Origin of the sequence: Citrobacter sp. Cu096, assembly GCF_030332285.1 — a bacterium.
Taxonomy (GTDB): Bacteria; Pseudomonadota; Gammaproteobacteria; order Enterobacterales; family Enterobacteriaceae; genus Citrobacter; species Citrobacter meridianamericanus.
On sequence record NZ_JAOWID010000022.1, the window covers coordinates 165,988 to 190,308 of the forward strand.

A 24,321-nucleotide genomic window follows, 5' to 3' on the forward strand; every position below is an offset into this window, starting at 1 on the left:
ATGGCGCTACGCTTATCAGGCCTACCGATCATTCCATCGTAGGCCGGATAAGGCGTAAGCCGCCATCCGGCAATATAGAGCGTTACTTACGACGCCAGGTGGTGCCCTGCGGACCGTCTTCCAGCACGATGCCCATCTCGTTGAGGCGATCACGCGCGGCGTCGGCTGCCGCCCAGTCCTTCGCTTTACGGGCATCCAGACGCTGTTGGATTAACGCTTCAATTTCAGCAACTTCACCGTCATCCGCCTGCGCACCGCTTTGCAGGAAGGCTTCTGGCTCCTGTTCCAGCAGGCCCAGCACGCTGGAGAGCTTACGCAGATGCGCAGCCATACCATTAGCCGCCGCCATATCTTCACCCTTCAGGCGGTTAACCTCACGGGCCATATCAAACAGTACGGAGTAGGCTTCCGGCGTGTTGAAGTCGTCATCCATCGCTTCAATGAAGCGCGCTTCAAAGGCTTCGCCACCGGCTGGAGCAACGGACTTGTCAGTGCCGCGCAGCGCAGTATACAGACGCTCCAGCGCAGAGCGTGCCTGTTTCAGGTTCTCTTCGCTGTAGTTCAACTGGCTGCGATAATGGCCGGACATCAGGAAGTAGCGAATGGTTTCGGCGTCGTAGTATTTCAGCACGTCGCGCACGGTAAAGAAGTTGCCCAGCGATTTGGACATTTTCTCACGGTCAACCATCACCATTCCGGAGTGCATCCAGTAATTGACGTATTCACCGTCGTGCGCACAGGTAGACTGCGCAATTTCGTTTTCATGGTGCGGGAACATCAGGTCTGAACCGCCGCCGTGAATATCAAAATGATTGCCCAACTGTTTGCAGTTCATCGCAGAACATTCAATGTGCCAGCCCGGACGGCCCGCGCCCCACGGTGACGGCCAGCTCGGCTCGCCCTCTTTAGACATTTTCCACAGCACGAAGTCCATCGGGTTGCGCTTCACGTCAACCACGTCAACGCGAGCGCCCGCCTGCAGTTGATCCAGATCCTGGCGTGACAACTGACCGTAGTTCGGATCAGTCGGGACGTCGAACATCACGTCGCCATTATCGGCAACATAGGCGTGACCTTTGGCGATCAGCTGTTCGGTGATCTCAATAATCTCGGCAATATGATGCGTCGCGCGCGGTTCCAGATCCGGGCGCAGAATATTCAGCGCATCAAAATCGCTATGCATTTCCGCAATCATACGATCAACCAACGCGACAAAGCTTTCACCGTTTTCATTCGCGCGCTTGATGATTTTGTCATCGATATCGGTAATGTTGCGCACATACTTCAGCTTATAGCCGAGGAAGCGCAGATAGCGTGCAACGACGTCGAAAGAAACGAAGGTACGTCCGTGGCCAATATGACAGAGATCGTAAACGGTAATACCACACACGTACATGCCGACTTCCCCGGCATGAATAGGTTTGAATTCCTCTTTTTGGCGCGTCAGTGTATTAAAGATTTTTAACATCGAAGATTCCGTGTAGACGTGTGTGGATAGTAAAGTCTGTATAATACCCATAATTGAGACCGGAAGCAGCACACTTTGCGAGGTGATCGCAGCTTGCGGTTATGCTATAACACACCCCTAACTCTGACCCTTGACGGGGTCGAAGCACCAATCTATCGGAACAGGATGCAAAAATGGTTACTTTCCACACTAATCACGGCGATATCGTAATCAAAACGTTTGATGATAAAGCGCCTGAAACAGTTAAAAACTTCCTGGACTACTGCCGCGAAGGTTTTTATAACAACACCATTTTCCACCGTGTTATTAACGGTTTCATGATCCAGGGCGGCGGTTTCGAGCCGGGCATGAAGCAAAAAGCCACGAAAGAAGCGATCAAAAACGAAGCGAACAACGGTCTGAAAAATACCCGTGGTACGCTGGCAATGGCGCGTACTCAGGCTCCGCACTCCGCAACCGCACAGTTCTTTATCAACGTTGCAGACAACGACTTCCTGAACTTCTCCGGCGAAAGCATGCAGGGTTGGGGTTACTGCGTGTTCGCTGAAGTGGTTGAAGGCATGGACGTGGTTGATAAAATCAAAGGCGTTTCCACCGGTCGCAGCGGCATGCACCAGGATGTGCCAAAAGAAGACGTCATCATTGAAAACGTGACCGTCAGCGAGTAATCGTGGCGACACTGTTTATTGCAGACCTTCACCTCTGCACAGAAGAACCGGCGATCACCGCCGGTTTTCTGCGTTTTTTAGCCGGCGATGCGCGCAAGGCCGATGCGCTATACATTCTCGGCGATCTGTTTGAAGCCTGGATTGGCGATGACGATCCTAATCCGCTGCATCATGAAATGGCCGAGGCGATAAAAGCGTTGGCTGACACCGGCGTCCCCTGCTTTTTTATTCACGGCAACCGTGACTTTCTGCTCGGCAAGCGTTTTGCCCGTGAAAGCGGCATGACTCTGCTGCCCGAAGAAAAAGTGCTCGACCTGTATGGCCGCAAGGTACTGATCATGCATGGCGACACCTTGTGTACCGACGACGCGGGCTATCAGGCGTTTCGCGCCAAAGTGCATCAACCCTGGCTACAGAAGCTGTTTCTCGCCCTGCCCCTGTTCGTTCGCCAGCGCATTGCCGCAAAAATGCGCGCCGGAAGTCTTGCCGCCAACAGCAGTAAATCGCTGGAAATCATGGATGTGAATCCGCAGGCCGTGATTAACGAGATGGAAAAACATCAGGTCCAGTGGTTAATTCACGGTCATACACACCGTCCGGCTGTCCACGAACTCACGGCCAATGAACAACCCGCTTTCCGCGTGGTATTAGGCGCATGGCATACCGAAGGCTCAATGGTAAAAGTCACGTCCAGCGACGTTGAGCTAATCGCTTTTCCGTTTTAATTCTGCAGGCACCCAGTTCCTCTTTACACAAAACTATTCGAGTTGCATCGAGGCGGCAAATCTGTGAGTCCCCTGGAGCTTACAAAAGTAAGTGACTGGGGTGAGCAGATGCAGCCAACAAAGAGGCAGCTTGAAGAGTGAAGTGTAAAGCGCGCAATCGTTTTCCTTGAGATTGAATTATGCTATTCTCGGTGGCCTCAAAAGTCGAGTGTAGTGCACCACAGGAGTTTTCAGACGCATGTCTTCCCGCAATAATCCGGCGCGTGTCGCCATCGTGATGGGGTCCAAAAGCGACTGGGCTACCATGCAGTTCGCCGCCGAAATCTTCGAAATCCTGAACGTTCCGCATCATGTTGAAGTCGTCTCCGCCCACCGTACCCCAGACAAGCTATTCAGCTTCGCCGAAAATGCTGAAGAGAACGGCTATCAGGTGATAATTGCCGGTGCCGGCGGCGCTGCACATCTGCCAGGTATGATTGCGGCGAAAACGCTGGTGCCTGTTCTCGGCGTTCCGGTGCAAAGCGCGGCGTTGAGCGGCGTAGATAGCCTCTACTCCATTGTTCAAATGCCGCGCGGAATTCCCGTTGGAACGCTGGCGATCGGCAAAGCGGGTGCGGCCAATGCGGCTCTGCTGGCAGCACAGATTCTTGCTACACACGACAAAACATTACACCAGCGTCTGGACGACTGGCGCAAAGCGCAAACCGATGAGGTGCTGGAAAACCCGGACCCGCGAGGTGCGGCATGAAGCAGGTTTGCGTACTCGGTAACGGTCAGTTAGGGCGCATGCTGCGCCAGGCCGGTGAGCCGCTGGGTATTGCGGTCTGGCCCGTCGGGCTGGATGCTGAGCCTGCTGCAGTACCTTTTCAGCAAAGCGTAATCACCGCAGAGATTGAACGCTGGCCGGAAACGGCGCTCACTCGCGAACTGGCGCGCCACCCAGCGTTTGTTAACCGCGACGTTTTCCCGATTATTGCCGACCGCCTGACGCAAAAGCAGCTTTTCGACAAGCTCGACCTGGCGACTGCGCCGTGGCAACTGTTGGCGGATAAAAGCGAATGGCCTGCGGTATTCGACAAACTGGGTGAACTGGCTATCGTCAAGCGCCGCATCGGTGGCTACGACGGTCGTGGGCAATGGCGTTTACGCGCCAATGAAACCGAACAACTTCCAGACGACTGCTACGGCGAGTGCATCGTCGAGCGGGGAATCAACTTCTCTGGTGAAGTGTCGCTGGTGGGGGCTCGTGCGCACGACGGCAGCACCGTCTTCTATCCGCTGACCCATAACCTGCACCAGGACGGTATTCTGCGCACCAGCGTAGTCTTCCCGCAGGCTAACGCCAGACAGCAGGCGCAGGCCGAAGCGATGCTCTCTGCCATCATGCAGGAACTGGGCTATGTCGGTGTGATGGCGATGGAGTGTTTCATCACCCCGGAAGGTCTGCTGATCAACGAACTGGCTCCGCGCGTGCACAACAGCGGACACTGGACGCAAAACGGCGCCAGCATCAGCCAGTTTGAGCTACACCTGCGCGCCATTACCAATCTGCCGTTACCGACGCCGGTGGTGAACAATCCTTCGGTGATGGTAAACCTGATTGGTAGCGACCTGAACTACGACTGGCTGAAGCTGCCGCTGGTACACCTGCACTGGTATGACAAAGAAGTGCGTGAAGGTCGTAAGGTGGGTCATCTGAATCTGAGCGACAGCGATACAGCACGTCTTAGCGCGACGCTGGAAGCGCTTATCCCCCTGCTGCCGCCCGAATACGCCAGCGGCATTATCTGGGCGCAGTCAAAGCTGAAATAAGCCATTAATGCCGGGGAGTTGATTTTATCCTTCCCCGGCCCCTCCTCTGGCGCGTAAAATCCTCTCCATTGCTGTTTTGTATTTTCAGGAACAAACATGAACGATGGAACGGACTATCGCGCAATTCTGCTCGCCGGTACGCCTTTAATCGATGTACGCGCCCCCGTCGAATTTCAGCAGGGCGCAATGCCGGGTGCAATAAACCTTCCCTTAATGAACGATGACGAACGTGCAGCCGTGGGTACCTGTTATAAACGTCAGGGGCCTGAGGCCGCCCTCGCGCTTGGCCATCAACTGGTCTGTGGCGAGACTCGCCAGCGACGCATGAAGGCCTGGCTGGATGCCTGTCGTCAAAATCCTGCGGGCTACTTATGCTGCGCGCGCGGCGGTCAGCGGTCGCACATTGTGCAGCAGTGGCTACACGAGTCCGGCACTGATTACCCGCTAATACAAGGCGGTTATAAAGCGTTGCGTCAGGCGGTGATTCAACTGACTGAAGAACTGGTGCAAAAACCGATCGTCTTAATTGGCGGCTGTACCGGGAACGGTAAAACGCAGCTAGTGCAACAACAGCCGAACGGTATTGACCTCGAAGGTCTGGCGCACCATCGTGGATCTTCTTTTGGCCGCACCGTTGAACCGCAGCTGAGCCAGGCAAGCTTTGAAAACCTGCTGGCGGTCGAGATGCTGAAAACCGACAGCCGTCAGGCGCTGCATCGCTGGGTGCTGGAAGATGAAGGCCGCATGATTGGTGCCAATCATTTGCCCGAATGCCTGCGCGAGCGCATGAGTCAGGCATCTATTGCGGTGGTCGACGATCCTTTTGAGCTACGCCTTGAGCGACTACGTGAAGAATATTTTGTGCGCATGCACCACGATTTCACTCACGCTTATGGCGATAGTCAGGGCTGGCAGGAGTACTGTGAATATTTGCATCACGGCCTGTTTGCTATCCGCCGCCGTTTGGGTTTACAGCGCTTTGCCGAGCTGAACGCCCTGCTCGACGTCGCCCTGCAAGAGCAACAAGCCAACGGCAGTACCGACGCCCATATGGGATGGCTGGTACCGTTACTCAACGAATACTACGACCCAATGTATCGCTACCAGCTAGAGAAAAAAGCCGCGAAAATCGTGTTTCGCGGCTCATGGCAGGACGTAAATGACTGGCTCCAGGCGCATTAATGCCGGTCGCGCTTATCCGCGCATTTTGCCAGCCAGTCGCCCAGCACCTGCACGACCTGCACCAGAATAATCAGCGCCACCACGGTGACGATCATGACCTGGGTTTCGTAGCGGTAATAACCAAAGCGAATCGCCAGGTCACCTACCCCGCCGCCGCCAACGATCCCGGCCATTGCGGAGTAACCGATCAGGCTCACCAACGTTATCGTCAGCCCACGCAGCAGTCCCGCGCTCGCCTCAGGTAACAGAACGGTGCAAATGATGCGCATCGGGCTGGCACCAAAAGCTTCCGCCGCCTCAATAATGCCTTTATCGACTTCGCGCAGCGCGCTGTCGACCAGACGGGCATAGAAGGCGATAGCCGCCACCGACAGCGGAACCGATGCCGCAATCGGCCCGATGGTATTCCCGAGCAAAAACTGGGTGAGCGGTAGCAGCAGCACCAGCAGGATCACAAACGGCACCGAGCGGATAATATTCACCAACACGGAACTGAGCAGATACACAAAACGGTTCTGCCAGAATAAATGCCGATCGGTGACGAAAATAAGAAAACCGAGCGGCAAACCGCCAATAATAGCCAGCACCGTTGAGATGCTCAGCATCTGGAAGGTTTCATTAAACGCCAGCGTCAAATCAGGCAATAAATCATCCACGAATCACCTCCACTTGAGCAGTACGTTGACGAATATGTTCCACGGCAACTTCAACCGCAGAAGGGTTATGCGGCGCGGTCAGTTGCACCACCAGAATCCCCAGCGCACGTTCGCCGATATATTCAATTTTGCCGTGCAGAATGTTCACCGCCACGCCAAATTTAACCGCGACTTCTGATAAAACCGGCTGTTCCGCCGAATCACCGATGAACAGAATTTTTAACAGCTGACCCGGCAGGTGCTGGCGCAGACGTTCAGGTAGCGTCAGGTTGAGGGTATGTGACACCAGTTGTTGAGTGAAAGCGTGCTGCGGGTGAGCAAAAACGTCAAACACCTCACCGGACTCCACCACCTTGCCACCGGACATCACCGCTACGCGATCGCAAATCGATTTGATCACGTTCATCTCATGGGTGATCAGCACGATCGTGATCCCCAACTGTTGGTTGATCTGCTTGAGCAATGTCAGAATTGTTGCTGACGTTTCCAGATCCAGCGCGGAAGTAGGTTCATCACACAACAGCACATCCGGGTGATTAGCAATCGCACGGGCAATACCCACGCGCTGCTTTTGCCCGCCGCTGAGCTGAACCGGAAAACGGTTTGCTTTATCCGCCAGCCCGACCAACGCCAGAATCTCCGCAACGCGTGGAGCGATTTTGCTGCGCTCCCATCCGGCAGCCTTCAGGCTGAAAGCAACGTTTTGCGCTACGGTGCGGGTATGCATCAGGTTAAAATGTTGAAAAATCATACCGATACGCTGACGCGCTTTGCGTAAATGCCCCCCCTCGAGCGCAGAGATCTCCACGCCATTCACTTTTACGCTTCCCTGGCTCGGGCGCGTTAAGGCGTTGAGGGTGCGCAGCAGCGTACTTTTCCCCGCGCCACTGGTCCCGACAATACCGAATATTTCACCTGCGCCAATGTGCAAGCTGACGTCATCAACCGCCCGGGTTGATGTTCCACGGCCTGCGCTAAAATCCACGCAAACTTTCTCAATCTCAATCATAGCTACCTCAGAAATGCGAAAAGGGCAGTCGTCGCTGCCCCTGTTAACCCTTGTGCGCAGCGATTATTGGGCTGACGACATCCATTCCGGTTTCTGGAAGGCGCTGTAGATATTTTTCGGGTCGTCGATCACGGCGCGATACGCCGGGGATTTCACCGCCTCCACAATATCTTTCGCGAACGGTTTATCCGCATCTTCGCTGCGTACCGCGATGATATTTTTCAGATTTTCATCCAGGTGCTCTTGCTTGATGGCGCTGGCGAGATCCAGTTTTGCCGCCACGGCAAAGTTACCGTTGACCAGCGCGCCGGTCACGCCGTCCAGCGTCCGCGGCAACTGCGCGGCTTCCAGCGGTTTAAACACCAGGCCTTTCGGATTGCTGGCGATATCGCGCTCGGAGGCTTTAGTCGGGTCGATGTTATCTTTGATGGTGATAAGGCCAATAGACTGCAGGAAACGCAGACCGCGAGCCAGGTTAGTGGGATCGTTGGAAAGCGTGATCACATCCCCTTTTTTCAACTCATCCAGGCTTTTGATTTTATGCGAGTAAAAGCCCATCCCGGCCGTTGGGACCACAATCAGCTTGCTCAGCTTCAGGCCTTTATCGGCGGTGAATTTGTCAAAGTAGAGCGAGTGCTGGAACAGATTGGCATCAATGCTGCCGTTGGAGAGCGCCATGTTCGGCTGCACGTAGTCGCTGAATTCGCGCACCACAACCTTATAGCCTTTCTCTTTCAACGTAGGGGCAATGGCTTGTTTTACCATATCGCCGTACGGCCCAGGTGCGACGCCAAATACGATGGTGTGTGGATCACTGTTCGCATGAGCAAATTGTAATCCGCAGGCCAGTAACAGCGCTCCGGTCGCGACGCGTAAACTCTGACGCAATCCCATAATCTCTCCATTTTAACGTTGTGGTGTCATGTCTCACGCCGTTCTTGCGGCGTTGTTCTTGTTGGCCTGTCAACAGGCTGATTGTTAACATGACACAGATCACAACCTGCTGTCCTTGAAATTATTTCATGATGTTGCGAGATATGTCGTTGAATGTACGCGGAAGGCACTTATGGTTTTTTAACAAAGGAGAGTAAAAAACCGGATAACCTTTTGGTTACCCGGTTTTGGCAGGGAAATTGACTTAGAAGTCGTAACGCAGACGAACCAGATTCATGTCGCCCAGATTATCGGTGCTGGAAGTGAAGACGTGTTCGTAATCCACACGGAAACCGTAATCCAGCTGGAAGCTGATACCCACACCGTTGTCGGTGCGCAGGTAGTTACGACCATTCACGTATTCAATACGATCGCCCATAAAGTATGGCTGCACGGATTTCAGCGCATACTGACCAACCGGGAAGGTGTAACCCGCGAAGTATTCCAGACCCCAGGCATCACCGGCAAAATAGTCGTTAACCGAGACTTTTTTGGTGGTCATGAAGTTCTGATACCAGCCGCCGCCCATGGAGAACGTCCAGTTGTCCGGTTTCCAACTCAGCGCAGTACCGACAATGTTTTGATCGTAGGTTTTGCTGGTGTTACCACGCATTTCCGCGCGAGTATAGTTCCACGCCGTACCCCAGGTCAGGTCATCAGTGATGTGGTAATCCACACCCAGCGAGCCACCACCTTTACGCTTGTAGCGCAACCCGTTGTTCGGGTTGTAGTCATCGCTGAACAGATAAGACGCGTAAAGATCGACATCACCTACCGTATTTTTATATTTCAGTGATTTACGTGTACGATAAGAACCATCATAGTCGCCATTGATACCGTTACCCGGTGCCTGGCCGATCATGTCGTAGTCCCAGATATCCGTTTTTGCCCCCACCACATCATAGTAAATGCTGTTCTGTTGACCGAAGGTCAGTGTCCCCCAGGTCGCGCTCTTCAGACCGGTGTACAGCATACGACGCGTGGTATCATTGGCACCGTTAGCATAGTGATTGTCCCAGTTGAACATCGCCGGGAAGTTAACGCCCAGCTCGTAGTAGCTCACCCAACTGATGTCATCAAACAGATAGTAGTCAGCGGCGAAGCGGAAACGCGTTCCACCGTCGAAGCCATTACGCTTGTAGCCATTCTTACCATCGTCACCGGCCATATTCTGGAACTGCGGACGAATACTCCCACCGACGGTGAAGTTAAGACGGCTCAGCGGGTTGCCCGCCTGCGGATCTTGTTTCAGGATCGTGATTTCCGCCTGGGAGGCGAAGGTCGTTAATGCCACTGCTGCGCCAATCGATACCGCCAGCGCCGTTTTTTTTATAGTCATTATTTGTACCTTGATAGATAGCCTGCCAATTATTCAGCGTACAAATATTAACGTTTATTAATACACTCGTGTTGTCGGGTTTTTATTGTTCTGTGCTGTTAAATATCAATGAGTTATCAATTTGTGCTACATAAATAAAAAACGCACCGATTTAAAAAAACCGGTGCGTAATCATCACAATTATGAATTAACTGCTGAACTGACGGAATAGCGCTTTGCCTTTTAACAGACGTGAACCTAACCATCCGCCACAGAGAGAGAGCAGCAATGCCCCACAAAGCGGCAACACGACCCACAGTCGCCAGTCTGGCTCCCACGGGAAATCAAACACGCGGGTTTGCAACACCGCCAGTGCAGTTTCCGCCCCAATGGCCGCCACCAGTCCGGCAACCATCCCGAGCATCGCGAACTCGCACCACAGCGTGGTACGCAGCAGCTTCTTACCCGCGCCCAGCGTACGCCAGACCACCAGTTCCTGATGACGCTGACGCAACCCGACCTGCACCTGCGCCAACAGGAGCAACATACCGCAGGCGGTGACCAGCACCACCATCACCTCCAGCGCGCGGCTCACCTGCTCCAGTACCTGGCTCACCTGTTTGAGGATAGCGCCAATATCCAGCAGGCTGACGGTCGGAAACTCACGGTTAAGCTGCGTCAGCATGCCGTTGCCGTTCTCCCAACGAAAACTGGTTAACCAACTTTGCGGCTGTCCGTCCAGCGCGCCGGAGGGGAAGATAAAGAAAAAGTTAGGTCGCAGACTTTCCCAGTCCACTTTGCGCAGACTGCTGACCGTGGCGCTGAAATCCTGAGTATCACCCATAAAGGTGACCCGATCGCCAAGCCTGACGTTCAGGCGTTTTGCCAACCCCTCTTCCATCGACACTTCACCCGCTTTTGGCGGCCAGCTCCCGGCAACGATCGGGTTATGATCCGGTCGGGTATCCTGCCAGGTCAGATTAAGCTCGCGGTTCAGCGCTTCATCCTGATTGCCTTCGGTCGGCTGCTCATTGATAGCGGTCAGACGCGCCCGCACTATCGGGTAGAACGACTCCGGGATCACCTGATGCTCAGCCAGGAAAGCCTTCAGCGGAGCCACCTGCTCAGTGGCAATGTTGATCAGAAAATAGTTTGGGCTTTCCGGCGGCATTTGCTGCTGCCAGCGATCGAGGAGATCGCCGCGCAGCACCAGTAACAGCGCCAGCAGCATAAAGGACAGCGAGAATGCCGATAGTTGACTGAGCGTTGACCATGGCTGGCGCAATAGCCGGCTGACCGCCAAACGCAGTGGCAGCGATGTCAGCGTCAGACCACGCAGCAGGTTAAGCAGCATCCAGCCCAGCACGCCGCACAGCAGCGCCAGCACTACCGCCCCGGCCAGTACTGCCCACAACAGCATACTTCCGCCCATCAATCCGGCCAGCAGCGCAACTACAACTATCGTTGCTACGGGCAAATAGACCTTGAGCGGCCAGACGTTAGCCACCACGTCGCGACGCAGTACCCGCAGCGGCTGCGTCGCCAGCAGCAGGCGATAAGGGCGTAATCCCACCAGCAGAGAAATGACGGTCATCGTACCGAATGCCCACAGCCACGGCCACAGGCTGGCGGGCGGCAGTTCACCGGGCAGAACCGGCTTAAGTAAGACCACCAGCACCCGCTCAAATAACAGCCCGAACAGCCCGCCGGTCACGCCGGACAGCACCAGCACCATCAGCCACTGGCCGATAATCAGCTTGCGTAGCTGCGCTCTGCCTGCACCGAGCGTTTTTAATATCGCCACCAAGTCGTAACGGCTGCGGCAGTAATGATTCATCGCCACGGCAACGGCAGCAACCGCCAGCAGTAGCGTTAACAGTGCCGACAGCAGCAGGAACTGTTGCGAACGCTCCAGTGATTTCCCCAGCGCCCCTTCATCCTGCTCCAGACCATACCAGCGCTGTTCCGGCTTTAACTGCGGAAGCAGCCATTTTTCATAAGCTTCCAGTTGCTGTGGCGTCCCACCAAATTTATAGCGCCAGGTCACACGGCTTCCCGGCTGGACCGCCGCCGTTTTTTCGACATCCGCCATGTTCATCATCAGGCGCGGCGCTATCTGGAAAGGATTAAAACCAGAATCTGGTTCCTGCACCACTTCCCCGGCGATGCGCAGGGTGGCATCGCCAACGTCGATGGAATCACCGATTTTTAAGTTGAGCAGCGCCATCAGACGCGGGGCCAGCAGCACCAAGCCTGGCTGCGGTTTCAACCCCGGCGGATTGGTTTGCAACAAGCCATACATCGGATACACATCATCCACCGCTTTGACGTTCGCCAGCTGCGGCGTATCCCGGGCAAAGGTCATGGTGGCAAAGGTCAGTTGCTCACCTACTTTCAGACCACGCTGTCGCGCCTCGTCAATCCACGCTTTCGGTACGGCGCGCGAACTTTGCAGCGACCGATCGCCCGCCATAAACTCACGGCTTTGCTGGCTCAGCCCTTTTTCCATGCGATCGCTGATATTGCCCAGCGCCAGTACACAGGCCACCGCTAGGCTTAACGCCAGCCAGACAATCAGTAATGAAGGCGAGCGCCATTCGCGCCAGAACCAGCGTGCAATCATGCCTCCTCCTGCAACTGTCCGTTCACCAGGCGTAAACGCCGATCGCAACGCGCCGCCAGCTGCGGGTCATGGGTCACCAGAATCAGGGTTGTGCCATGTTCCCGGTTCAGAGAAAACAGCAGGTCGGCGATTTTGTCTCCAGTCTGCCTGTCCAGATTGCCCGTCGGTTCATCGGCAAACAGCACGTCAGGGCGTCCATTAAACGCCCGCGCCAGCGCCACGCGCTGCTGCTCCCCGCCGGAAAGCTGGGCCGGAAGATGATCAAGGCGCTTACCCAGTCCCAGTTGCTCCAGCAGCACTTTTGCTCCGTCGCGGCTTTTTCCACTGTTTTCGCCACGCAACAACGCGGGCAGCTCAACGTTCTCCAGTGCATTCAGGGTTGGAATTAACATGAACGACTGGAAGACAAAGCCCACGTGTCGCGCCCGCAGTTGCGCCCTTGCTTCTTCGTCCATGGCGTGCAGCGCCTGTCCAACCAGGCTGACTTCACCGCTGGAGCCATCGTCAAGCCCGGCGAGGATCGCCAGCAGCGTGGATTTCCCCGATCCCGACTCGCCAATCAACGCAATGGTCTCGGCGCGTTTGACAACCAGTTCAACTCCGGTAAGGATGGATAGCTCTTGATCACCCTGACCGACGGATTTCTTAAGATGATGAACTTCAACAATGTTTTCCGCTGGCATTGGCCTTTCCTGTTCCTGGTTCTGTTAACTTTCCGCGCCGCCGCTGCGGACACGTTATTAATTCTGGGTGACAGCCTGAGCGCCGGATACCGTATGTCCGCCAGCGCCGCGTGGCCTGCGCTACTTAATGATAAATGGAAAACTAAAACGCCGGTGGTGAATGCCAGCATTAGCGGCGACACCTCGCATCAGGGTCTGGCCCGTCTGCCTGCATTACTCAAGCAGCACCAGCCTCGCTGGGTGCTGGTCGAACTTGGCGGCAACGATGGTCTGCGCGGCTTTGCGCCTGCGCAAACCGAACAAACCCTGCGCACAATCCTGCAGGACGTGAAAGCGGCAAATGCCGAACCGCTATTAATGCAAATTCGTCTGCCGGCAAACTACGGTCGCCGTTATAATGAAACCTTTAGCGCGATTTATCCAAAGCTCGCCAAAGAGTTTGATATCCCTCTGCTGCCCTTTTTTATGGAAGAGGTTTATCTGAAACCCCAGTGGATGCAGGATGATGGTATTCATCCTAACCGTGACGCCCAGCCGTTTATTGCCGACTGGATGGCGCAACATCTCACTCCTCTAGTTAATCACGACTCGTAATTCAACGGAGATCCTGACAGGTAAAGTTATGCAAAAATCGGTCTTAATAACAGGATGTTCCAGCGGAATCGGTCTGGAAAGCGCGCTTGAACTAAAGCGCCAGGGTTTTCAAATTCTGGCAGGCTGTCGCAAACCTGACGATGTTGCGCGTATGAACAGTATGGGATTCACCGGCGTATTGCTGGATCTGGACTCACCCGAAAGCGTGGATCACGCCGCCGATGAGGTGATCGCCCTGACCGATAATCGTTTGTATGGGATCTTTAACAATGCCGGATACGGCGTCTATGGCCCACTGCCGACCATTAGCCGCGAGCAAATGGAGCAGCAGTTTTCGGCCAACTTCTTTGGTGCACATCAGCTGACCATGCGCCTGTTGCCCGCCATGCTCCCTCACGGAGAAGGACGTATTGTGATGACCTCGTCGGTGATGGGATTGATCTCAACACCGGGACGCGGAGCCTATGCCGCCAGCAAATACGCACTGGAAGCCTGGTCCGACGCGCTGCGCATGGAACTGCGCCACAGCGGGATCAAGGTCAGCCTGATTGAGCCCGGCCCTATTCGCACCCGTTTTACCGAAAATGTCAATCAGACTCAACGTGATGCTCCCGTTGAAAACCCTGGTATTGCCGCACGTTTTACGCTGGGACCAGAAGCGGTTGTCGCCAAAGTGCGTCATGCGTTTGAGAGCGACAAACCGAAGCTTCGTTATCCGGTTACGTTGGTGACCTGGGCAGTGATGCTACTTAAACGCCTGTTGCCAGGCCGCATAATGGACAAAATTTTACAGGGTTGAGTTGAAGCACGCGCGTCAGCCCCCATGTAACAAGAAATCGACAAAAGAGAGTAACTCCATGTCCACACAGAATATTGTTAACATTAACGAATCGAACCTGCAGCAGACCCTTGAACAGTCGATGACCACGCCGGTCCTGTTCTATTTCTGGTCTGAGCGCAGTCAGCACTGCCTGCAATTGACGCCGATACTGGAGAGCCTTGCCGCCCAGTACAACGGCCAGTTTATTCTTGCCAAGCTCGACTGCGACGCCGAGCAGATGATCGCTTCTCAGTTTGGCCTGCGCGCCATCCCTACGGTTTATCTGTTCCAGAACGGTCAGCCAGTGGACGGATTCCAGGGCCCGCAGCCGGAAGAGGTTATCCGCGCGCTGCTGGAAAAAGTGTTGCCGAGCGAAGAAGAGCTGAAAGCGCGCCAGGCTATCGAGTTCATTGAGGCAGGTAATCACGCCGACGCGCTGCCGCTCCTGAAAGAAGCGTGGCAGATCTCCAACCAGAGTAGCGAAATTGGCCTGCTGCTGGCGGAAACGCAAATCGCCCTGAACCGCTCTGACGAAGCCGAAGCGGTGCTGAAAACCATTCCGTTGCAGGATCAGGACACCCGCTATCAGGGACTGGTCGCGCAAATTGAACTGCTGAAGCAGGCGGCCGATACGCCGGAAATCCAACAGCTGCAACAGCAGGTTGCCAGCAATCCGCAGGATGCGGCGCTGGCAACACAGTTGGCCATTCAGTTACATCAGGTCGGACGCAACGAAGAATCGCTGGAACTGCTGTTCAGCCACCTGAAGAAAGATCTCACTGCTGCCGACGGCCTGGCGCGTAAGACCTTCCAGGAGATCCTTGCCGCACTCGGAACCGGCGATGCACTGGCCTCAAAATACCGCCGACAGCTGTACGCGCTGTTGTACTAATCTGCTGCATTTGCCGGATGGCGTTAGCCGTCATCCGGCCATCACATCACGTCTTCTTCAAATGCGTTACGACTAATTGGTGACGCGAATTATAGAATTTCCGATAGGTCAGGTAGCAGGCGATAATGGTTGACAGGCTGGCGGTCGAAAGCAGCATAAACGTCACCATAATCTGATATTTAATCGCTTTTACCGGATCAATACCCGCGAAGATCAACCCGGACATCATCCCCGGTAAACTCACCAGCCCTACCGTTTTCGCAGAGTCGATCGTTGGGATCAGCGAGGCGCGAATGCTGTCGCGAATCAGCGGCGCGGAGGCCACTTTCGGCGTCGCGCCGAGGCTGAGTTTTTCCTGAATCTGCTGCTGTTGGCTGCTAAACCGCTGACCCAGATTGTTGTAACACAACCCCACCGCCACCATCGCATTGCCTGCAATCATGCCTGAGATCGGGATGACCTGCATCGGCGCGAACTCGATAGAGCCAGACAAAACCAGCACCGCCAGCGTTAATCCCGCCCCCACCGTGATGGCGATGAACGACGAGAGGAAAGCTTTATCAATATATTTACTGCGCTTTTGCGCGTTATAAGCCGCGTTAAAGCAGATAAACAGCACCATCAGTAAAGTCAGAATACTGTGGTTAACGCCAAAAATATATTTCAGCACATAGCCGACGATAATAAGCTGAACCACCGCCCGGCAAACGCTCCAGAGAATATCTTTTTCCAGCGCCAGTTTTTCTTTGTGGCTAATCAGGATCGCCACCACCACCAGCATCATCGCTAATGCCAGGGACTCATTGGTAATATTATGCTCGTTCATTGCGTGCTTCCTGCATTTCTCCGGCATGCGGTTGAAGGGTTATGACATTATCCGCATGCGTAATTTCATCTTTGTCGTGCGTCACCCACAGCACCGCAATATTCTTATCGCGAACATAATGGTGAACTAATTCGTTCACATTACGTTTATTGGCTTCATCCAGCGCGCTGGTGATTTCATCAAGCAGCAGGATTTTGGGCAGAAACTGCAAATTACGAATTAGCGAGATGCGCTGCTTTTCGCCACCGGACAGCTCATTTATGTTTTTTTTGAGGATCGTCTCGGGGAGATCAAAACGGGCCAGGACGGTCAGAAACGCATCCGGCTCCGGACGTTTGTTACGGATTTGCCAGGGGAAAATGAGGTTGTCGTAGACGGTCTCACCAAACAAGGCAGGCGTTTGCGCACAATAGGAGACCTGCTGGCGATACGCTTCCGGCTTGAGGGTACTTATCTCCTTGCCTTCAAAGAGGATTTCACCGGCAGTCGGACTCATTAATGACGCCACAATCTTGAGTAACGTACTTTTCCCGCAGCCGGACTGGCCGGTAATCAGCTTAAATTCTCCGGCACGGAGATCAAAACTGATGTTATTGAGAACCTGCGTCTCCCCTGCCTGCCATGCGACATTTTTTAACTGAAGCAGAATGCTGCTTTCTTCCATTACCCATCCCTTTTTTACATCTTTCGTGCAGACAGTCTATGCCTGTAATTTATTATAAGGGAGCCCCCCTTGATTAATCGGGTATAATTTGATTAATGAGGCAGTAAAGGACAGCACAACAGGAGGTTTCATCAATGCTCATTTTTATTCCTATTCTCATCTTTGTCGCACTGGTCATCGTCGGCGCTGGCGTCAAAATCGTCCCGCAGGGATATCAGTGGACGGTAGAGCGTTTTGGCCGTTACACCAAAACCCTGCAACCAGGTTTAAACCTTGTCGTGCCGTTCATGGATCGCATTGGTCGTAAGATCAACATGATGGAACAGGTGCTTGATATCCCTTCTCAGGAAGTCATCTCCAAAGATAACGCCAACGTCGCGATTGATGCCGTGTGCTTTATTCAGGTGATCGACGCGCCGAAAGCCGCCTATGAAGTCAGTAATCTGGAACTGGCGATCATCAACCTGACCATGACCAACATTCGTACCGTTCTCGGCTCGATGGAGCTTGATGAAATGCTCTCCCAGCGCGACAACATCAACACGCGCCTGCTGCATATTGTTGATGAAGCCACGAATCCCTGGGGCATTAAAATCACCCGTATCGAGATCCGCGACGTGCGTCCTCCTGCAGAACTTATCGACGCGATGAACGCGCAGATGAAAGCCGAACGTACCAAACGCGCCTACATTCTTGAAGCCGAAGGGATCCGTCAGGCAGAAATCGTCAAGGCCGAAGGTGAGAAGCAGTCGAAGATCCTTAAAGCGGAAGGTGAACGCCAGTCTGCGTTTTTACAGGCTGAAGCGCGTGAACGTTCGGCAGAAGCTGAGGCTCGCGCAACGCAGATGGTTTCTGAAGCCATTGCCGGCGGGGATATTCAGGCCGTGAACTACTTCGTGGCGCAGAAATACACCGAAGCGCTGCAGCATATCGGTTCATCGAATAACAGCAAAGTGGTAATGATGCCGCTGGATGCCAGCAGCCTGATGGGCTCCATTGCCGGGATCGCAGAACTGGTTAAGGACAGCGCCAGCGAGCGGAAAAAATCATGATAGCGATGATTCTGGTACACCCGCACATCTTTTGGCTCAGCCTCGGCGGTTTGCTACTCGCTGCCGAGATGCTGGGCGGTAACGGCTATCTGCTGTGGAGCGGCGTGGCGGCGGTGATTACCGGCCTGGTGGTGTGGCTCGTTCCGCTTGACTGGGCCTGGCAAGGAGCGATGTTCGCCGTCCTCACCCTGCTGGCGGCCTGGCTCTGGTGGAAGTGGCTGGCAAGGCGTGTTCAGGAGCAGAAACCCGCCGACAGCCATCTGAACCAGCGCGGGCAGCAGTTGGTTGGTCGTCGATTTATTCTGGAAACTGGCCTGGTCAATGGCCGTGGACATATGCGCGTCGGCGATAGCTCATGGCCCGTCAGCGCCCGCGACGATTTGAGCGCCGGAACGCAGGTTGAAGTTATTGCCGTTGAAGGGATAACCCTGATTATTAAAGCGGTATCACACTAAAAAGACAGGAAATAAGACTATGGTCAGGAAGACACCCCTTGCCTTTGCCCTTTGCACATTACTGACCGCCGCCCCGCAGGCATTCGCCTCTTTCGATATGGAAGACTGCAAATGGAGCGACGACAGCTGCCTGTTGAAAGGCACGCCAACCTTTAACCCTGAAAACGACAGCCGCGACAACCTGCTGCGGCTGCTGAGCCAGGAAAAATCATTTGCTCTGCCGGTGCAATCAATGCCAGCGGATATCACCCGCTCCCGGGATTTCTATTTTGCCTATCACCCGCAATGGGATGAGGCAGCCCCGCAGCCAGCCGCTGCGCCGGCATCCGCCGCAGACAGCCCACTCTCCCGACAGATGGCCGAACTGAACATTAGCGCAGACGAAATAAACGTCAACGACGCTGAGCTTGAGAACCGTCATGTTTCAAATAACACCGAGAGCGTCAGCGCATTTTTTGCCGCACTGCTGGCCGACCCGACGTTAGCGGCGGAACAGCGTCAGGCCTTAGCCCAGGCGCGTACGGGGCTGCTATCCGGGGCAACCCGCGAACAAATTGAGTCTTCACTTGCCACCCTCCCGGCTGATTCACCGGCTCAGTCCTATAAAAATTATCTGGCCGCAGCTGCCAGTTTCTATGCCGGTGATTATGCCAGCGCCGAACGCGATTTCACTCAGCTTGCCAAAAGTGAGCGCCCGTGGCTGGTAGAGACCGCGCAATACATGTTGATGCGTGCGGCCTTGAACAAGAGCAGCCAGAACAGCGTGGGCGAGTACGGCGATTTTGATATTGCAAAAATTAACCGCGAGGATGCGACTCAGGCTCAGACGCAGGCACAAGTCTATTTGCAACGCTTCCCGCAAGGCCTGTATGCCGAATCCGCGCGCGGTATGCTGCGTCGCATCAACTGGTATTTACAGGCGTGGCCACAGCTGGCCGGGTTGTATGAGCAAACGCTCCAGCAGTCGGCTGACGCACGGCAACTGCGTGACATTGTCATCGAATACGATAATGTCTACGGTATGGCGTTCTACGAACAGTCCGTGGTAGAAGCCTTCCCCGATGCGCCGCATGTCAGCTATATCGAACTGCTGCGCGCGCTGCGTCTGGATAACAACAGTAAACCCACACTGACCCAGGCGCAGCTCGATGCCAGCAAACCGGTGTTTGAACAGAGCCAAAAATTGCCGCTATGGCGCGATCTGCAACTGAATCTGTGGCTGGCGACGGAGAACTACGCGGCGATTATTCAGGCAGTTACGCCAGCGCAGAAACTTGCCGCTCACGATACCCTCGCCTTCAGCGAACAAGTGCTGTATGGCGAAGCGCTGATGGGCCAGAAGAACTGGCCCGCGGCGCGTGATTTCTGGCTGCAGTTGCTAAAACTCAGCCAGGACAACGAACAGCAGCAGTATGTACAGGCTAAGCTCGCCGCCACGCTGGTTTATAGCGGCGATGTGGCGGCGGTTTTTGCCCCAGAAAGCGCAGTGACCAACCTGCGTTTTCGCTCGCAGATACTGAAAACACAGGCCTCGCCGGAACTGCTGCGCCAGCAGGCCGTCCATGGACCCAACAATGAAGAGCGTACCATCGCCCTGCATACGCTGCTGGTACGCGATCTTACTGAAAACCGCTTTGGCGACTGGTTGAATGACAGAAAACTGACCAGCGCCATTACTCCACCGGTTATTGGCGACGCGTTTGATGACGTTAATCTGAGTATTTTCGACTGGAATGGCGATGCCGCTCAAGCCGGTTATACCTGTCGCAGCCTCAATGAAACGGTAACGGTATTGAGCAAAAAAGCGGATGATGCCCACGCGCTGAACTGCTTAGGCGAATTCTTCCGCACCACGCAAACCCACGTTGATTTGTGGAAAAACAGTGCCGGCAACGACGTACTTGAATCAGCAATATCGCGCAAAGAACCGTTCGGCCAGTTCGACAGGCAAAGCTACTATCAGCAGGTAATCACTTCACCGAAAGCAGAGGTTGAAGACAAGAGCTTCGCGCTGTATCGCGCCATCATGTGCTATGCGCCGTCAGGCTCTAACGAATGCGGCGGTGAGGAAGTGGATAAACTGCAGCGTAAAGGCTGGTTCACCCAACTGAAAACGCAGTATCCGGGAAGTCCGTGGGCGCAAAAACTCAAATACTACTGGTAACCGCGCTGCTGACAGGCCAGCCGCAGGCGGCGGATATCGTCGCCGCCCGAGAGCATCCGGCCTTCTGGCTGTGGTCCGGCGTGAAGGCCAGTGATGAGCTGAAAGACGCGCAAACGGTCTATCTGCATCAGGGTGAGGTGCTGATTCGTTCGAGTAACGTGGTTTTCCAGCGTCTCGGGCTGCCGGTCAGCCGCCTGTCTTTTCCCTCGATCTGGCTGACCGTGCGCTTTACCACGCTCGACGTACCGGAGGCGATCCCGGCGCGTATCATACGGTTGATGCAACGCTGGCAGACGGCCGGGAATCACGTGGTCGGCCTACAGGTTGATTTTGACGCGGCGACTCATCAGCTTGCCGATTACGCCCGCTTTTTGCAGCAATTACGTCAACAGTTACCAGCCGAGTTTGCACTTGGCGTGACTGGACTTCTGGATTGGGCAAAAACGGGCGACGTCGCCACGCTGAACGCGCTGGCGGTCGATGAACTGGTGGTCCAGAGCTATCAGGGCCGTCATACGGTAACGAATTATCAGGCGTATCTGCCCGCACTCAGCCGTCTGCGCATTCCGTTTAAGCTGGGGCTGGTGCAAAACGGTAGCCGGGATCCGCTGGCTGAAGCACAGCTTGAGAAATCCCCATGGTACCGCGGCACGGTGGTGTTTATGCTTAATCCCCCTCGCCGTTAAGCCTTCGCTTTATGGTGGCAGCAGCCGGAGAGGTTATCAATAATCGGGCATTCGGCACTGTCATCGCCTGGGCAACTCTCCGCCAGCGCCAGCAAATGCAAGCGCATGGCCTGCAACTCGCTGATATGCCGCTCAATGTCCGCTACCTTTTCTAAGGTACGCTTTTTCACATCTGCACTATGACGCGCCGGATCGTTAAACAGGTTCACCAGTTCGCCACACTCTTCGAGATTAAAACCCACCTGGCGTGCCTGGCGCAGCAGCGTAAGTTCATTCAGATGCTGTTGGTTGTATGTACGATAGCCATTTTCGCTACGTAGCGGCGGCGTCACTAAGCCTTTTTCTTCATAAAAGCGTATGGCTTTGCTGGTTAAACCGGTTTTTTTAGCAACATCGGATATATTCATCTTTTCTCCCTTGACCTTCCCCCAGATGGAAGGTTTAACCTTTATAACAGTTAGTCAAAACGATTGCCAAGGTCAATAAGTAACCGACCACTCATAGAGGAAATTTGTTATGTCTCAAACAATCGATCTAACCCTGGACGGTTTGTCCTGTGGTCACTGCGTAAAACGCGTTAAAGAAAGTCTGGAACAACGTCCAGACGTTGAGCAAGCGGATGTCACCGTGACAGAGGCGCATGTTACCGGGAGCGCCAGCGCAGAAGCGCTGATTGAAACCATCAAACAAGCCGGTTACGGCGCGGAGTTAAGCCACCCAAAGGCTAAACCGCTGACGGAGTCATCAATCCCGTCGGAAGCACTGGCAGCGGTCCCTTCCGAGCTTCCGGCAGCTACGGCTGATGATGACAGCCAACAGTTGCTGTTAAACGGCATGAGCTGCGCCAGTTGTGTGACCCGTGTACAAAATGCATTGCAAAGTGTACCGGGCGTCACTCAGGCACGGGTAAACCTGGCGGAACGCACTGCGCTGGTAATGGGCAGTGCCTCTGCCGCAGATTTAGTCCAGGCAGTTGAAAAAGCGGGTTACGGCGCAGAAGCGATTGAAGATGACGTCAAGCGCCGCGAACGTCAGCAAGAAACCGCCGTGGCAACCATGAAGCGTTTTCGCTGGCAGGCAGCTGTTGCGCTGCTGCTGGGTATCCCTGTCATGGTATGGGGTATGATCGGCGACAACATGATGGTGAGCGATGACAACCGCAGCCTGTGGCTGACGATTGGCCTGGCAACGCTTGCCGTGATGGTTTTCGCGGGCGGTCACTTTTATCGCAATGCGTGGAAAAGCCTGATGAACGGCACCGCGACTATGGATACCCTGGTCGCGCTGGGTACAGGGGTGGCATGGCTCTATTCCATGAGCGTCAACCTCTGGCCGCAATGGTTCCCAATGGAAGCGCGACACCTCTATTATGAAGCCAGCGCCATGATTATTGGTCTGATTAACCTCGGACACATGCTGGAAGCGCGGGCTCGCCAACGCTCGTCCAAAGCGCTGGAAAAACTGCTCGATTTGACGCCGCCGACCGCGCGCGTCGTTACTGACGAAGGTGAAAAGAACGTACCGCTGGCAGACGTTCAGGCCGGAATGTTACTGCGTCTGACTACCGGCGACCGCGTGCCGGTCGATGGAGAAATTACACAGGGCGAAGCCTGGCTGGATGAAGCTATGCTGACCGGTGAGCCGATTTCGCAGCAAAAAGGTGAAGGCGATAGCGTCCACGCCGGTACGGTCGTCCAGGACGGCAGCGTACTGTTCCGCGCCAGCGCTGTTGGTAGCCACACCACACTGTCGCGCATTATTCGTATGGTGCGTCAGGCGCAAAGCAGTAAACCGGAAATTGGCAAATTGGCCGACCGTATCTCCTCGGTGTTCGTTCCGGTCGTGGTCGCCATTGCGCTGGTCAGTGCGGCTATCTGGTATTTCTTTGGACCAGCGCCGCAGATTGTCTATACGCTGGTGATTGCCACCACCGTTCTGATTATCGCCTGCCCTTGTGCGCTGGGTCTGGCAACGCCGATGTCGATTATTTCCGGCGTGGGGCGTGCCGCTGAGTTTGGGGTACTGGTACGCGATGCCGATGCGCTGCAGCGCGCCAGCACGCTCGATACTCTCGTCTTTGATAAGACCGGGACGCTGACCGAAGGCAAACCGCAGGTTGTCGCCATCAAAACGTTTGGTAATACCGAGGAAGCGCTGGCAATTCGTCTGGCAGCGGCCCTTGAACAGGGTTCCAGCCACCCGCTGGCCAGAGCGATTCTAGACAAAGCGGGTGATATCACGCTGCCGCAGGTCAACGGTTTCCGTACGCTGCGTGGTTTAGGCGTCAGTGGCGAAACGGAAGGTCATACGCTACTGCTGGGCAACCAGGCGCTGCTCAATGAGCAGCAGGTCGATACCACAGAAATGGAAGATGAAATCACCGCTCAGGCTTCCCGGGGTTCAACCCCCGTGCTGTTGGCAATTGATGGTAAAGCCGCGGCGCTGTTAGCGGTACGTGATCCACTGCGTAGCGACAGTGTGGCAGCGCTCCAGCGCCTGCACCGCGCTGGGTATCGTCTGGTGATGCTCACCGGCGACAACCCAACGACTGCCAACGCCATTGCCAAAGAAGCGGGTATTGATGAGGTGATTGCGGGCGTTCTGCCGGACGGTAAGGCCGAGGCGATTAAGCGTCTGCAGAGCCAGGGGCGTCAGGTTGCCATGGTCGGTGACGGTATCAACGATGCGCCAGCGCTGGCTCAGGCCGATGTAGGGATCGCCATGGGTGGCGGCAGCGATGTGGCGATTGAAACAGCCGCAATTACGCTGATGCGTCATAGCCTGATGGGCGTTGCAGATGCGCTGTCTATCTCCCGGGCAACGCTGCGCAATATGAAGCAGAACCTGCTTGGCGCGTTTATCTATAACAGCATCGGTATCCCCGTTGCCGCCGGGATCTTGTGGCCGTTCACCGGCACGCTGCTCAACCCGGTCGTCGCCGGGGCGGCGATGGCGCTTTCTTCCATCACAGTGGTGAGCAACGCGAACCGACTGCTGCGCTTCAAACCTAAAGAGTAAGCCTTTGCCGGATGGCGCTATCAACTGTGCCATCCGGCAATTCACGCATTGCACCTTCCAGGACCACGCGCTA

At 54.9% G+C, this 24,321-nt stretch carries 23 protein-coding genes; 13 read left to right on the forward strand and 10 right to left on the reverse strand.

Going from position 1 to position 24,321, the window contains the following annotated elements:
- Positions 1 to 82: 82 nt before the first annotated feature.
- Complete coding sequence (cysS, locus tag OGX99_RS07505; protein WP_151224884.1) at positions 83 to 1,468, reverse strand: cysteine--tRNA ligase; 1,386 nt, start codon at positions 1,466 to 1,468, stop codon at positions 83 to 85.
- A gap of 173 nt (positions 1,469 to 1,641) precedes the next feature.
- On the opposite strand from cysS, the gene ppiB reads away from it, so the two are divergent.
- From ppiB to mnmH, 5 genes are all read left to right on the forward strand, one after another.
- Complete coding sequence (gene ppiB / locus OGX99_RS07510) at positions 1,642 to 2,136, forward strand: peptidylprolyl isomerase B (RefSeq protein ID WP_003021875.1); 495 nt, start codon at positions 1,642 to 1,644, stop codon at positions 2,134 to 2,136.
- A 2-nt stretch (positions 2,137 to 2,138) separates the two neighbouring features.
- Positions 2,139 to 2,861, forward strand: coding sequence for a UDP-2,3-diacylglucosamine diphosphatase (lpxH, locus tag OGX99_RS07515; RefSeq protein ID WP_187252870.1), 723 nt, complete (start codon positions 2,139 to 2,141; stop codon positions 2,859 to 2,861).
- A 238-nt stretch (positions 2,862 to 3,099) separates the two neighbouring features.
- The gene (gene purE / locus OGX99_RS07520) at positions 3,100 to 3,609 is read left to right on the forward strand and encodes a 5-(carboxyamino)imidazole ribonucleotide mutase (RefSeq protein WP_151218672.1); all 510 of its coding nucleotides are present in this window, start codon (positions 3,100 to 3,102) and stop codon (positions 3,607 to 3,609) included.
- A complete protein-coding gene (gene purK / locus OGX99_RS07525; protein WP_151224882.1) occupies positions 3,606 to 4,673 on the forward strand; it encodes a 5-(carboxyamino)imidazole ribonucleotide synthase in 1,068 nt (355 codons plus the stop codon). The genes purE and purK overlap by 4 nt, the downstream gene beginning before the upstream one ends.
- Positions 4,674 to 4,769: 96 nt before the next feature.
- Positions 4,770 to 5,855: a tRNA 2-selenouridine(34) synthase MnmH gene (gene mnmH / locus OGX99_RS07530; RefSeq protein ID WP_151218670.1), complete on the forward strand. Its 1,086-nt coding sequence runs from the start codon at positions 4,770 to 4,772 to the stop codon at positions 5,853 to 5,855.
- Here the strand turns inward: mnmH and OGX99_RS07535 are convergent.
- From OGX99_RS07535 to ybbA, 6 genes are all read right to left on the reverse strand, one after another.
- Positions 5,852 to 6,511 carry a methionine ABC transporter permease gene (locus OGX99_RS07535; protein WP_286540148.1) on the reverse strand — a complete coding sequence of 220 codons (660 nt, stop codon included), beginning with the start codon at positions 6,509 to 6,511 and terminating at the stop codon, positions 5,852 to 5,854. The two genes, mnmH and OGX99_RS07535, sit on opposite strands and share 4 nt — an antisense overlap.
- Entirely contained in the window at positions 6,504 to 7,520 is a 1,017-nt protein-coding gene (gene sfbB / locus OGX99_RS07540; RefSeq protein WP_151218668.1) for a virulence-associated ABC transporter ATP-binding protein SfbB, read from the reverse strand. Before sfbB ends, OGX99_RS07535 begins: the two co-directional genes overlap by 8 nt.
- Before the next feature lie 63 nt (positions 7,521 to 7,583).
- Positions 7,584 to 8,414: a MetQ/NlpA family ABC transporter substrate-binding protein gene (locus OGX99_RS07545; RefSeq protein WP_151224881.1), complete on the reverse strand. Its 831-nt coding sequence runs from the start codon at positions 8,412 to 8,414 to the stop codon at positions 7,584 to 7,586.
- A gap of 244 nt (positions 8,415 to 8,658) precedes the next feature.
- The gene (locus OGX99_RS07550) at positions 8,659 to 9,792 is read right to left on the reverse strand and encodes a porin (RefSeq protein WP_187252888.1); all 1,134 of its coding nucleotides are present in this window, start codon (positions 9,790 to 9,792) and stop codon (positions 8,659 to 8,661) included.
- A gap of 187 nt (positions 9,793 to 9,979) precedes the next feature.
- Positions 9,980 to 12,394, reverse strand: coding sequence for a putative ABC transporter permease subunit YbbP (ybbP, locus tag OGX99_RS07555; RefSeq protein ID WP_187259387.1), 2,415 nt, complete (start codon positions 12,392 to 12,394; stop codon positions 9,980 to 9,982).
- Entirely contained in the window at positions 12,391 to 13,077 is a 687-nt protein-coding gene (gene ybbA / locus OGX99_RS07560) for a putative ABC transporter ATP-binding protein YbbA (protein WP_151224880.1), read from the reverse strand. The genes ybbP and ybbA overlap by 4 nt, the downstream gene beginning before the upstream one ends.
- Between ybbA and tesA the strand changes: the two genes are divergently transcribed.
- The 3 genes from tesA to OGX99_RS07575 are packed head-to-tail and all read left to right on the forward strand — an operon-like array spanning position 13,048 to position 15,383.
- The gene (gene tesA, locus OGX99_RS07565; protein ID WP_502872309.1) at positions 13,048 to 13,671 is read left to right on the forward strand and encodes a multifunctional acyl-CoA thioesterase I/protease I/lysophospholipase L1; all 624 of its coding nucleotides are present in this window, start codon (positions 13,048 to 13,050) and stop codon (positions 13,669 to 13,671) included. The genes ybbA and tesA overlap by 30 nt on opposite strands.
- A 28-nt stretch (positions 13,672 to 13,699) precedes the next feature.
- Positions 13,700 to 14,470 (forward strand): SDR family oxidoreductase, encoded by a 771-nt coding sequence (locus OGX99_RS07570; protein WP_151218664.1) that lies wholly within the window; start codon positions 13,700 to 13,702, stop codon positions 14,468 to 14,470.
- 58 nt (positions 14,471 to 14,528) lie between these two features.
- Positions 14,529 to 15,383 carry a co-chaperone YbbN gene (locus OGX99_RS07575; RefSeq protein ID WP_286540136.1) on the forward strand — a complete coding sequence of 285 codons (855 nt, stop codon included), beginning with the start codon at positions 14,529 to 14,531 and terminating at the stop codon, positions 15,381 to 15,383.
- A gap of 46 nt (positions 15,384 to 15,429) precedes the next feature.
- Here the strand turns inward: OGX99_RS07575 and fetB are convergent, their stop codons facing one another.
- Positions 15,430 to 16,209 carry an iron efflux ABC transporter permease subunit FetB gene (fetB, locus tag OGX99_RS07580; RefSeq protein ID WP_151218662.1) on the reverse strand — a complete coding sequence of 260 codons (780 nt, stop codon included), beginning with the start codon at positions 16,207 to 16,209 and terminating at the stop codon, positions 15,430 to 15,432.
- On the reverse strand, positions 16,196 to 16,873 hold the full coding sequence (fetA, locus tag OGX99_RS07585) for an iron efflux ABC transporter ATP-binding subunit FetA (RefSeq protein ID WP_187252893.1): 678 nt from the start codon (positions 16,871 to 16,873) through the stop codon (positions 16,196 to 16,198). The genes fetB and fetA overlap by 14 nt, the downstream gene beginning before the upstream one ends.
- A 134-nt stretch (positions 16,874 to 17,007) precedes the next feature.
- Between fetA and OGX99_RS07590 the strand changes: the two genes are divergently transcribed.
- Genes OGX99_RS07590 through OGX99_RS07605 form a run of 4 tightly spaced genes read left to right on the forward strand, consistent with a single transcriptional unit; the run spans position 17,008 to position 21,230 of the window.
- Positions 17,008 to 17,925, forward strand: coding sequence for an SPFH domain-containing protein (locus OGX99_RS07590; RefSeq protein WP_286543117.1), 918 nt, complete (start codon positions 17,008 to 17,010; stop codon positions 17,923 to 17,925).
- Complete coding sequence (locus OGX99_RS07595; protein WP_151218661.1) at positions 17,922 to 18,380, forward strand: NfeD family protein; 459 nt, start codon at positions 17,922 to 17,924, stop codon at positions 18,378 to 18,380. Before OGX99_RS07590 ends, OGX99_RS07595 begins: the two co-directional genes overlap by 4 nt.
- Positions 18,381 to 18,399: 19 nt before the next feature.
- Positions 18,400 to 20,544, forward strand: coding sequence for a PA5441 family protein (locus OGX99_RS07600; RefSeq protein ID WP_286540128.1), 2,145 nt, complete (start codon positions 18,400 to 18,402; stop codon positions 20,542 to 20,544).
- Complete coding sequence (locus OGX99_RS07605) at positions 20,514 to 21,230, forward strand: DUF3142 domain-containing protein (RefSeq protein ID WP_286540127.1); 717 nt, start codon at positions 20,514 to 20,516, stop codon at positions 21,228 to 21,230. The genes OGX99_RS07600 and OGX99_RS07605 overlap by 31 nt, the downstream gene beginning before the upstream one ends.
- Here the strand turns inward: OGX99_RS07605 and cueR are convergent.
- Positions 21,227 to 21,637: a Cu(I)-responsive transcriptional regulator gene (gene cueR, locus OGX99_RS07610; protein ID WP_029139441.1), complete on the reverse strand. Its 411-nt coding sequence runs from the start codon at positions 21,635 to 21,637 to the stop codon at positions 21,227 to 21,229. The two genes, OGX99_RS07605 and cueR, sit on opposite strands and share 4 nt — an antisense overlap.
- A gap of 109 nt (positions 21,638 to 21,746) precedes the next feature.
- On the opposite strand from cueR, the gene copA reads away from it, so the two are divergent.
- The gene (gene copA / locus OGX99_RS07615) at positions 21,747 to 24,248 is read left to right on the forward strand and encodes a copper-exporting P-type ATPase CopA (RefSeq protein WP_286543119.1); all 2,502 of its coding nucleotides are present in this window, start codon (positions 21,747 to 21,749) and stop codon (positions 24,246 to 24,248) included.
- Positions 24,249 to 24,321 lie beyond the last annotated feature (73 nt).

Coding starts and splice junctions, on each gene's coding strand:
- purK (WP_151224882.1), top strand. CDS start 3,606: ATGAAGCAGGTTTGCGTACTCGGTAACGGTCAGTTAGGGCGCATGCTG.
- ybbA (WP_151224880.1), bottom strand. CDS start 13,077: ATGCCAGCGGAAAACATTGTTGAAGTTCATCATCTTAAGAAATCCGTC.
- tesA (WP_502872309.1), top strand. CDS start 13,048: ATGAACTTCAACAATGTTTTCCGCTGGCATTGGCCTTTCCTGTTCCTG.
- ybbP (WP_187259387.1), bottom strand. CDS start 12,394: ATGATTGCACGCTGGTTCTGGCGCGAATGGCGCTCGCCTTCATTACTG.
- OGX99_RS07600 (WP_286540128.1), top strand. CDS start 18,400: ATGGTCAGGAAGACACCCCTTGCCTTTGCCCTTTGCACATTACTGACC.
- purE (WP_151218672.1), top strand. CDS start 3,100: ATGTCTTCCCGCAATAATCCGGCGCGTGTCGCCATCGTGATGGGGTCC.
- cysS (WP_151224884.1), bottom strand. CDS start 1,468: ATGTTAAAAATCTTTAATACACTGACGCGCCAAAAAGAGGAATTCAAA.
- ppiB (WP_003021875.1), top strand. CDS start 1,642: ATGGTTACTTTCCACACTAATCACGGCGATATCGTAATCAAAACGTTT.
- OGX99_RS07595 (WP_151218661.1), top strand. CDS start 17,922: ATGATAGCGATGATTCTGGTACACCCGCACATCTTTTGGCTCAGCCTC.
- OGX99_RS07590 (WP_286543117.1), top strand. CDS start 17,008: ATGCTCATTTTTATTCCTATTCTCATCTTTGTCGCACTGGTCATCGTC.
- mnmH (WP_151218670.1), top strand. CDS start 4,770: ATGAACGATGGAACGGACTATCGCGCAATTCTGCTCGCCGGTACGCCT.
- fetB (WP_151218662.1), bottom strand. CDS start 16,209: ATGAACGAGCATAATATTACCAATGAGTCCCTGGCATTAGCGATGATG.
- OGX99_RS07570 (WP_151218664.1), top strand. CDS start 13,700: ATGCAAAAATCGGTCTTAATAACAGGATGTTCCAGCGGAATCGGTCTG.
- OGX99_RS07575 (WP_286540136.1), top strand. CDS start 14,529: ATGTCCACACAGAATATTGTTAACATTAACGAATCGAACCTGCAGCAG.
- cueR (WP_029139441.1), bottom strand. CDS start 21,637: ATGAATATATCCGATGTTGCTAAAAAAACCGGTTTAACCAGCAAAGCC.
- fetA (WP_187252893.1), bottom strand. CDS start 16,873: ATGGAAGAAAGCAGCATTCTGCTTCAGTTAAAAAATGTCGCATGGCAG.
- OGX99_RS07550 (WP_187252888.1), bottom strand. CDS start 9,792: ATGACTATAAAAAAAACGGCGCTGGCGGTATCGATTGGCGCAGCAGTG.
- OGX99_RS07545 (WP_151224881.1), bottom strand. CDS start 8,414: ATGGGATTGCGTCAGAGTTTACGCGTCGCGACCGGAGCGCTGTTACTG.
- sfbB (WP_151218668.1), bottom strand. CDS start 7,520: ATGATTGAGATTGAGAAAGTTTGCGTGGATTTTAGCGCAGGCCGTGGA.
- copA (WP_286543119.1), top strand. CDS start 21,747: ATGTCTCAAACAATCGATCTAACCCTGGACGGTTTGTCCTGTGGTCAC.